At 43.0% G+C, this 8,468-nt stretch carries 9 protein-coding genes; 1 reads left to right on the plus strand and 8 read right to left on the minus strand.

Going from position 1 to position 8,468, the window contains the following annotated elements:
- Positions 1-7 precede the first annotated feature (7 nt).
- The 6 genes from rpsS to rpsJ are packed head-to-tail and all read right to left on the minus strand — an operon-like array spanning position 8 to position 3,029.
- A complete protein-coding gene (gene rpsS, locus M2387_RS25670) occupies positions 8-286 on the minus strand; it encodes a 30S ribosomal protein S19 (protein ID WP_001138115.1) in 279 nt (92 codons plus the stop codon).
- Positions 287-302: 16 nt separating this feature from the next.
- Complete coding sequence (rplB, locus tag M2387_RS25675) at positions 303-1,124, minus strand: 50S ribosomal protein L2 (RefSeq protein ID WP_259053753.1); 822 nt, start codon at positions 1,122-1,124, stop codon at positions 303-305.
- A 17-nt stretch (positions 1,125-1,141) separates the two neighbouring features.
- Positions 1,142-1,444 (minus strand): 50S ribosomal protein L23, encoded by a 303-nt coding sequence (gene rplW / locus M2387_RS25680; protein ID WP_259053754.1) that lies wholly within the window; start codon positions 1,442-1,444, stop codon positions 1,142-1,144.
- Positions 1,441-2,046, minus strand: coding sequence for a 50S ribosomal protein L4 (gene rplD / locus M2387_RS25685; protein ID WP_259053757.1), 606 nt, complete (start codon positions 2,044-2,046; stop codon positions 1,441-1,443). Before rplD ends, rplW begins: the two co-directional genes overlap by 4 nt.
- A 10-nt stretch (positions 2,047-2,056) precedes the next feature.
- The gene (gene rplC / locus M2387_RS25690) at positions 2,057-2,686 is read right to left on the minus strand and encodes a 50S ribosomal protein L3 (protein ID WP_259053759.1); all 630 of its coding nucleotides are present in this window, start codon (positions 2,684-2,686) and stop codon (positions 2,057-2,059) included.
- Positions 2,687-2,717: 31 nt separating this feature from the next.
- Positions 2,718-3,029 (minus strand): 30S ribosomal protein S10, encoded by a 312-nt coding sequence (gene rpsJ / locus M2387_RS25695; protein ID WP_001181005.1) that lies wholly within the window; start codon positions 3,027-3,029, stop codon positions 2,718-2,720.
- Positions 3,030-3,408: 379 nt separating this feature from the next.
- On the opposite strand from rpsJ, the gene M2387_RS25700 reads away from it, so the two are divergent.
- Positions 3,409-3,882 carry a prepilin peptidase gene (locus M2387_RS25700; protein WP_259053761.1) on the plus strand — a complete coding sequence of 158 codons (474 nt, stop codon included), beginning with the start codon at positions 3,409-3,411 and terminating at the stop codon, positions 3,880-3,882.
- A gap of 141 nt (positions 3,883-4,023) precedes the next feature.
- Here M2387_RS25700 and M2387_RS25705 read toward each other — a convergent pair whose 3' ends face one another.
- Together M2387_RS25705 and M2387_RS25710 are read right to left on the minus strand one after the other, a co-directional pair.
- Positions 4,024-8,010 (minus strand): hypothetical protein, encoded by a 3,987-nt coding sequence (locus tag M2387_RS25705; RefSeq protein ID WP_259053763.1) that lies wholly within the window; start codon positions 8,008-8,010, stop codon positions 4,024-4,026.
- A 335-nt stretch (positions 8,011-8,345) separates the two neighbouring features.
- On the minus strand, positions 8,346-8,468 hold a 123-nt coding region (locus tag M2387_RS25710), incomplete at its 5' end, for an EF-Tu C-terminal domain-related protein (RefSeq protein ID WP_462442476.1).

Below are 8,468 nucleotides of genomic sequence, written 5' to 3' on the forward strand. Positions count from 1 at the left end.
CTCCTACTTATTTTTTCTTGGCTTTTTTATCAGCCGCGTGGCCGCGATAAGTACGGGTCGGTGCAAATTCACCCAGTTTGTGACCGACCATTTCGTCGGAAACAAATACCGGAACATGCTGACGACCATTATGGACAGCGATGGTCAAACCGATCATATTTGGAAAGATCGTTGAACGACGGGACCAAGTGCGCAGGGGCTTCTTGTCACCGCTTTCCACCGCTTTCTCTACCTTCTTCAGCAAGTGCAGGTCAATAAAAGGACCTTTCTTGAGAGAACGTGGCATGGCTTATCCTCTAAAATTATTTGCTACGGCGACGTACGATGAATTTATCAGTACGCTTGTTGCTACGGGTCTTCTTACCTTTGGTTTGAACGCCCCACGGAGTTACCGGGTGCTTACCAAAGTTACGACCTTCACCACCACCATGTGGGTGATCGACTGGGTTCATCGCAGTACCGCGAACGGTAGGGCGAATACCACGCCAGCGAGCAGCACCTGCTTTACCCAGAACGCGCAGCATATGCTCAGCGTTACCGACTTCGCCCAGTGTAGCGCGGCAGTCAGCTTCGACTTTACGCATTTCACCAGAACGCAGACGCAGGGTTACATAAGCACCATCACGTGCAATGATCTGCACATAGGTACCAGCAGAACGTGCTAACTGACCGCCTTTACCTGGTTTCATTTCTACGTTATGAACAGTAGAACCAACCGGGATATTGCGCATCGGCAGGGTGTTACCTGCTTTAATTGCAGCATCAACGCCAGACTGAATCTGATCGCCAGCTTTCAGGCCTTTAGGGGCCAGGATGTAACGGCGCTCACCGTCTTTGTACAGAACCAGTGCGATATTCGCAGAGCGGTTCGGATCGTACTCAAGACGTTCAACAACTGCCGGGATACCATCTTTGTTGCGTTTAAAGTCAACAATACGGTAAGCCTGCTTGTGACCACCACCGATATGACGGGTAGTGATGCGACCATTGTTGTTACGGCCACCGGACTTGCTGTTTTTCTCCAGCAACGGAGCAAAAGGCTTGCCTTTATGCAGCTCAGGGTTAACCACTTTAACTACGTGGCGACGACCCGGAGATGTCGGTTTACATTTAACAACTGCCATTGTCTTTCTCCTCCGACTTACTCAGCGCCGCCGACGAAGTCCAGATTCTGGCCTTCCTTCAGGGTGACGTAAGCTTTTTTCCAGTCGCTACGACGACCAGTACGCTGTCCGTGACGTTTAGTTTTACCTTTAACTAACAGGGTATTAACGCCTTTAACTTCTACTTCGAACAGTTTCTCTACAGCAGCAACGATCTCTGCTTTGGTCGCGTCATTAGCAACTTTGAGTACGATGGTATTGGTTTTTTCCATCGCGGTAGATGCTTTTTCAGATACGTGCGGCGCGCGCAGTACTTTCAGCAGACGTTCTTCACGGATCATGCCAGCATCTCCTCAACTTGCTTAACTGCTTCCGCAGTCATAACGACTTTGTCGAAGGCGATCAGGCTAACTGGATCGATAGCTGCTACATCGCGAACGTCAACCTTATGCAGGTTACGCGCCGCCAGGAACAGATTCTCATCCAGTTCACCAGTAACAATCAGCACATCTTCCAGAGCCATGTCTTTCAGTTTCTGAGCAAGCAGCTTAGTTTTAGGCGCTTCTACAGAGAACTGCTCGACAACGATCAAACGATCCTGACGTACCAGTTCGGACAGGATGCTTTTCAGCGCGCCGCGGTACATCTTTTTGTTAACTTTTTGACTGTGGTCCTGTGGACGTGCAGCAAAAGTTACGCCACCTGAACGCCAGATCGGGCTCTTTGCAGAACCTGAACGCGCACGGCCGGTACCTTTCTGACGCCATGGTTTCTTACCAGAACCAGTTACTTCAGCGCGAGTCTTCTGAGCACGAGTACCCTGACGAGCACCAGCTGCATAAGCAACTACGACCTGGTGAACCAGTGCTTCGTTGAAGTCACGACCGAAGGTAGTTTCGGAAACAGTCAGCGCGCTTTGCGCGTCTTTCAATACTAATTCCATTGCTATCCCCTTACGCCTTCACAGCTGGTTTAACAATCAGGTCGCTACCGGTTGCACCGGGAACTGCACCTTTCACCAGCAGCAGGTTGCGCTCAGCGTCAACACGTACTACGTCCAGGCTCTGAACGGTCACACGCTCGTTACCCAGCTGGCCTGCCATTTTCTTGCCTTTGAACACTTTGCCCGGAGTCTGGTTCTGACCGATAGAACCCGGTACGCGGTGAGACAAGGAGTTACCGTGAGTTGCGTCCTGGGTACGGAAGTTCCAGCGCTTAACGGTACCTGCGAAACCTTTACCTTTAGAGGTGCCAGTTACGTCTACTTTTTTAACATCAGCAAACAGCTCAACGCTAACGCTCTGACCTACGGTGAACTCTTCGCCTTCTGCAAGACGGAATTCCCACAGACCACGGCCCGCTTCAACACCTGCTTTCGCAAAATGTCCAGCTTCTGGCTTGGTCACACGGCTAGCTTTTTTAGCGCCAGTGGTTACCTGTACTGCACGGTAGCCATCATTAGCCAGGTCTTTGACCTGAGTAATACGGTTTGCTTCTACTTCGATAACGGTTACTGGGATAGAAACGCCGTCTTCTGTGAAGATACGGGTCATACCCACTTTTTTACCGACTAAACCAATCATTGTTTCAACCTCTCAATCGTCAATGACCTGATTAACCCAGGCTGATCTGCACGTCTACACCAGCAGCCAGATCCAGACGCATCAGAGCATCAACGGTTTTCTCAGTTGGCTCAACGATGTCAACCAGACGCTTATGAGTGCGGATTTCGTACTGATCACGCGCGTCTTTGTTGACGTGCGGAGAGATCAGAACGGTAAAGCGCTCTTTGCGGGTCGGCAGCGGGATCGGACCACGGACTTGCGCACCAGTGCGTTTAGCCGTCTCGACGATTTCCGCAGTTGATTGATCGATCAGACGATGATCAAACGCTTTAAGGCGGATACGGATTCTTTGGTTCTGCATGAGACCAGAGCTCCAATTATTTTATAGACGAAAAAAATTACTACTCGCATCCATTACGATTGATGGAGGAGTGTAATCGTTCATACATAGTCCCACAATTGGGGACATTGTTTGATGGCAATCTGATTAAAGACTGACTGCTATCAGTGTTCATATTGAACTTGCTGCCTATTAGGACAGCCCGCGCATTATACGGCTTTTTGATATGCTTGCAAGTCATTTGGCTTAAAAATTCACCTGACAACTTCATTCTGTTTTTATCACAAGCCATTTCATGGCTATTGCGTACAACTACGCAGCATAAGTTCAGAGATTTGAGGCAATAACACCAGTACGCTACCCTACGACCACACTTTCTCAAGGAAGAGAATCATCGCTCATGGCACCGAGTACCCTTAACATTATCTTAGTGGCTGGCACTTCACTCTACTTCAGTTTTGCCGCCCTTCTCGCCTTCACTGATTATAAAACAGGCTTACTCCCCGACCGCCTGACTTTATCGTTACTTTGGTCAGGACTTATCTTCCACGCAATAACGACTCCCTGCCAACTTGATGATGCTATTTATGGTGCTGTCATCGGCTATCTTTCATTATGGCTACTCTACTGGGGATTTTTCTGGCTATGCCAGCGAGAAGGTTTGGGGTATGGCGATTTTAAATTATTGTCTGCAATGGGTGCCTGGAACGGGTGGCAGAGTTTACCGATAGTGCTGTTTGTTGCCTCTATGTGTGGGCTCGCCACTTTTGCAGCTGTACGTGTTATTCGGCATAAATCAGCTAAACAGCTCCCCTTCGGACCCAGCCTGGCATTTGCAGGCTGGGGAGAATTCGTCTTGCGGCTTTGGTTTTAATACACAAAGTTGATGCTGAGTCTGGTTTACCCAGGCTCATAGTCAGGATTAGGGCGAGTTTATGCTGTGAACTGTTTTCTGTATCAAAAAATCTTATCAATTCTAAGTGATACGGTTTATCTCGCCCATTAACCCAGAAAATTATTGTAATATAGCGCAGAGTTCTTCGATTATTGTCGGTAAAAAGTATGCATTATCCATAAAAAGGTTTGCTCTTAATACTGGATCCCTCCTGATAAGTTCTGTTAGTTGCTCCTTGCTAATCTCACGGCGAGTAGTGTGTTGGTAATATTCCATGGAGTGGTCGTCAAATACGATATATCCTGGTTCAATTCCCAATGCCACGCCATTAAATCTCGCCATACTATCTTGAATGTCGACTCCACTGCTGACATGATAATCTAATGATCCAGCTATATGTGATACTTCATGTAATATCGTATCAACTAAATACCTATCTAAATCATTTACCGAATAAAAATCTGGCATAATAATAACTCTTCGATACTTATCCGTAGGAAAAACAAACCCTGCAACCCTTTCCAAATCCAGGTTTTCTCTAATAGCATATGGGTGTATGTTAGCTGTCACAAAATAGATACTGTTTATTTCATTATTAAAATAAAACTTCATATCTCTTATGTAATCTTGTAATCTCGTAATAGATTCTTCTCTTATAATTTTCTCAATACGAATATCATCTATAGTATCAAGCCTCAGCTTAACCGATAAATAGTTTTCTAATCTTCTTAAATTCATATTGCCTGCTGAGATTCTTTTTAATCGTTGTATTTTTATATCTCGAAAATGATCGTCAAGAGTTTCAACTAATTTTTTGGCTCTGTCAACTCCATGTTTATATATATGGAAATAATCATTTTGACGATAATAGTGGGCAGGAATTATTGCCGACCCCTGCTCTAAACGAAATGCAAGAAAATTTTCACTTTGATAATATGTTCTGATTTTTGCTTTCATGGTTTCTGCTATATACGTTGTATCCTCGTTAAAATCTACAAATCCCGCTCTATAAGGATGGGTTGCAGATCGAGTTAAAAATCCATTTAGTCTTGGAATATTTTCTATATCCCTTACTCTCTCATAACTATTGATATAATATTGACTTCCTGGGCTTATGGCTAGAGGAGTAGGGCATCGAAGACGGTTATTATCCATTCTCTTAACTCTGTTGTAATTAGCAGACGTATCATTTACTAACCTACTTATATCAATATCAGATACCGAACGTTTATGCCTCCCTAATATCGATGAAGCTGGCAGAAGCACTCCCTCTCCCCGACAGATATATTTAGTGCCAAACTTCTCTCCTGTTTTCGGATTCATCTTCACATAAATATTTTCCCCGTTCTTTTTCCCAACTGCTAAAATAGGTACTTCTAGTTCTGTTCCCGCCAATACTCCTGTAAGTGGTTTACTTGGTGTTATCAGCGGAAGTTTGGCTATTCTAGTTTTAAGGTTTCTAACCAAGGCAGCCATTTCTTTTTTCCTGGAAATCAACTTGATTATTTTTTTAGCAAATGTTCGACTGATACGCGAAGCGCTCATCAATAGTGAAAATCCAGGATCAAAGACCATGAGGGCACTTTTCCCCAGTGAATTAAGCTCAGTAACTGTTGGCAGTGTTACCTCCCGGAGCAGATTTTTTCCTGCACCCTTAATCCCCTCTCTACCCAAGCTAGCTGCACCGCTGCGAAGTCCTCTGATCAGTCCCAGAGAAAATTTTCCACTCAGGCTTGATGCTGTTCCCAAAACGGGAATTAACGATAATACATCTAGAATGCATGCAGGAATCGACTCGCTATGATTCCCTTCGATATTTTGTTCAATACAGTCATAAAAAGGAATGAAGTGTTTAAACACGCTCCATGTATTTTCCAGTTCAGAAAGTTCATTGCCTTGTTCATAAAGGCTTTTAAATAAAGCTTTTCGATGTCTGTCAGCAAGTTCATCTATAAACCATTTACTATCATGTAGATCTAAGTCAGTGAATGTTTCTTTATGGATATAATATGAATCGTCAAAATTACTTTCCGCAAAATTTCTCCTACCAAGAACCCACTCCAAATAGTCCTCATCAAAAATCTTGTTTTCTATATATTTTTTAAGATCGCGATCCACACGAATGAGTCTATAAAATCTCTGACCCTCATTTATTTCCTGTAAGGCATATATTCTTTCACTCCTGCCTGAATGAACAGAAAAAACATCTGTTTTTCTGGATAATAATACTCTAGTATGAGATCCGTACCTCTTATTAAGATCTATTATCAGTTCTACAAATTTAATTGTTACGTTTGGCGAAAATATAAATTCCTTTTCATCTTTGGGTAATGTATTCATTGCGTAATAGATAAAATATTTGTCAATGTCATGAAAGCTATTAGCAACAGCATGTGTCGACTGAGTATATTCATCATTTAAATTATCTGGTGCAAAGTCACAGGGTTTATCCCAATCATTCAGATAATATTGCTTTGCACTTTCCCAAACCTTTTGTTCTCTCTTCTCATGAGTAAGTGCAGCGGCAGCCCACTCGTTAATGTGTCCTTTGACTGTAGGGCAGTGCGCTATAATTTCATCTGCCAGCTTCCCCTTGGGTAACCAAAATTCTGCTGCTGAAGTATATTTATCATATTTCAAATGGAAATCTTTTTGTATTGCATAAATTTCTTTTCGATAACTCAAATAGTGATAAAGAAGAGTAATATCATGCATATTTTTATTATCTTTCACACCTGGTGACTGAGTGGCGTAAAATAAAATAGCCGGTACACGATAGTAATTTATTTCGTCTTCCGAAACACCTTCTCCTATCGCTGAATCCCACATTGACTCACCCACTGATATTGCCTCCTTTAAGGTGGGAACATCTCCTTTAATACCCCTTATGAAATGTGACCCCGCATATAAACTAGCGAAATCAAAATCATTTAACGACATAGTGCCAATACCTTCATCATTTATTAAAAGAAAAGGCATTTCTTCTATCAGACAATCCCTCCACATTGTTGACAGGAGTGTTTTTTCAGATTCATGTAATCGTTCAGGATGAAAAGAACCCACTACAGGCAACGTATTAATAGGCAACAGATGGTGAATATCATCGACAGTATAGATCCTCGATATATCTAGTTTAATTTTACTTTCAATATACTTTTCAGGCGTAGTGCCAAGAATATTTTGCAATACCCAGCATCGAACGACTGATTTACCCTGTTGATTGGATAGTTCTTCATTTTTCTTTTCACCATATATCCCACTGCCATAAAGTATTTTTTGTGCTAATGACTTTATATTATTTTCAGTTTGTATATCAGTATTATTGCCAGCATCGAGATACTGTGATACCGCATAAAGCATTTTTTCTTTATATTTTGATTTTTTGTTTGGTAACAATCCTTCTCGATAGAGTAGATTTATTATTCGGTGATTTATACTTTCAAGATCATTTTGGCTATTATTTATCCAGCCACCATCGTTTAAGTTAGATGCCGTGGTGTTATAAGCAGGTGCGAATAGATGCCGGCGGTAATGGCGGGGCATATTAGCAGCACCATCATGATAAAGAGTATGATTGCCGAATGATTCCTCAAGAGTTTCACCAGTTTCCTGAATCGTATAGCGACTTTTTTCTGTGCTCGATGTCCCGTGATTATAATACTTATACCCCGCATATCCCATGCCACCCAGCACACCGGTGCCTGTCAGCAAACCCGCACCGACTAAGCAGCGTTTTAACAGGCTACCTCTCCATCCATGCGGTACGGGGGCTTCGCTATCGGAGCGGCAAAGTGAATGAGCCTGCTGGCGAAGATTTTCACCCTGGGTGAGAATTTCTGTCAGCTCAGTGCCTTCTTCGTCGCAGATATTTCCGTTGGAATGATTTCCATCTGAAGTCTGAAAACAGCGCCATACTCGATTAAGAAAACCATCGGCTATAGGTGTGGTATTTTTCTTAATAGATCTCATATTTGTACTGTTCCGAACAAAACTGATGTCCGAAGTCAGTGCCGATGATTCACTGTTATTCTGAGGATGGTCATCATCCACTTTTTTACTATCAGAAATAGTGGGAGTAGATGAATATTTTACCGTATCACTGATCATGGGCATCTTCGCTATTATTGGGTGAATTAATTAGTGCGATAGATGTTAATGTCAGTGATTTTTTTTTATATCAGATAATCGATGAAGATAGCTCCTTCCTCATGCGACCTCTCTTATTTTTAAAACATTGCGGTGATGGTCGCACAGTAATTGTCACTGTACGTCATGGAATTTTTTTTGAGCTATGGCATTACAACTACTGTGCGGAGTTATATGTTTTGACAGGAAGTGGGAAACTTAAATACAGAACTAAGGTAAATACGGTGACTCATTGTTCTGAAAATGAAAAAGGACACCCGAAGATGTCCTTTTTTATTACATAAAGTAATCAGCGATTAGCTGATAACTTTAGCAACAACACCAGCGCCTACAGTACGGCCGCCTTCACGGATTGCGAAACGCAGACCGTCATCCATCGCGATTGGGTGGATCAGGGTAACAACCATCTGAATGTTGTC

Origin of the sequence: Klebsiella sp. BIGb0407 (genome assembly GCF_024807845.1) — a bacterium.
In the GTDB taxonomy this organism is placed as follows: Bacteria; Pseudomonadota; Gammaproteobacteria; order Enterobacterales; family Enterobacteriaceae; genus JGM124.

Coding starts and splice junctions, on each gene's coding strand:
- rplD (WP_259053757.1), bottom strand. CDS start 2,046: ATGGAATTAGTATTGAAAGACGCGCAAAGCGCGCTGACTGTTTCCGAA.
- M2387_RS25700 (WP_259053761.1), top strand. CDS start 3,409: ATGGCACCGAGTACCCTTAACATTATCTTAGTGGCTGGCACTTCACTC.
- rplB (WP_259053753.1), bottom strand. CDS start 1,124: ATGGCAGTTGTTAAATGTAAACCGACATCTCCGGGTCGTCGCCACGTA.
- rpsJ (WP_001181005.1), bottom strand. CDS start 3,029: ATGCAGAACCAAAGAATCCGTATCCGCCTTAAAGCGTTTGATCATCGT.
- rplW (WP_259053754.1), bottom strand. CDS start 1,444: ATGATCCGTGAAGAACGTCTGCTGAAAGTACTGCGCGCGCCGCACGTA.
- rpsS (WP_001138115.1), bottom strand. CDS start 286: ATGCCACGTTCTCTCAAGAAAGGTCCTTTTATTGACCTGCACTTGCTG.
- rplC (WP_259053759.1), bottom strand. CDS start 2,686: ATGATTGGTTTAGTCGGTAAAAAAGTGGGTATGACCCGTATCTTCACA.
- M2387_RS25705 (WP_259053763.1), bottom strand. CDS start 8,010: ATGATCAGTGATACGGTAAAATATTCATCTACTCCCACTATTTCTGAT.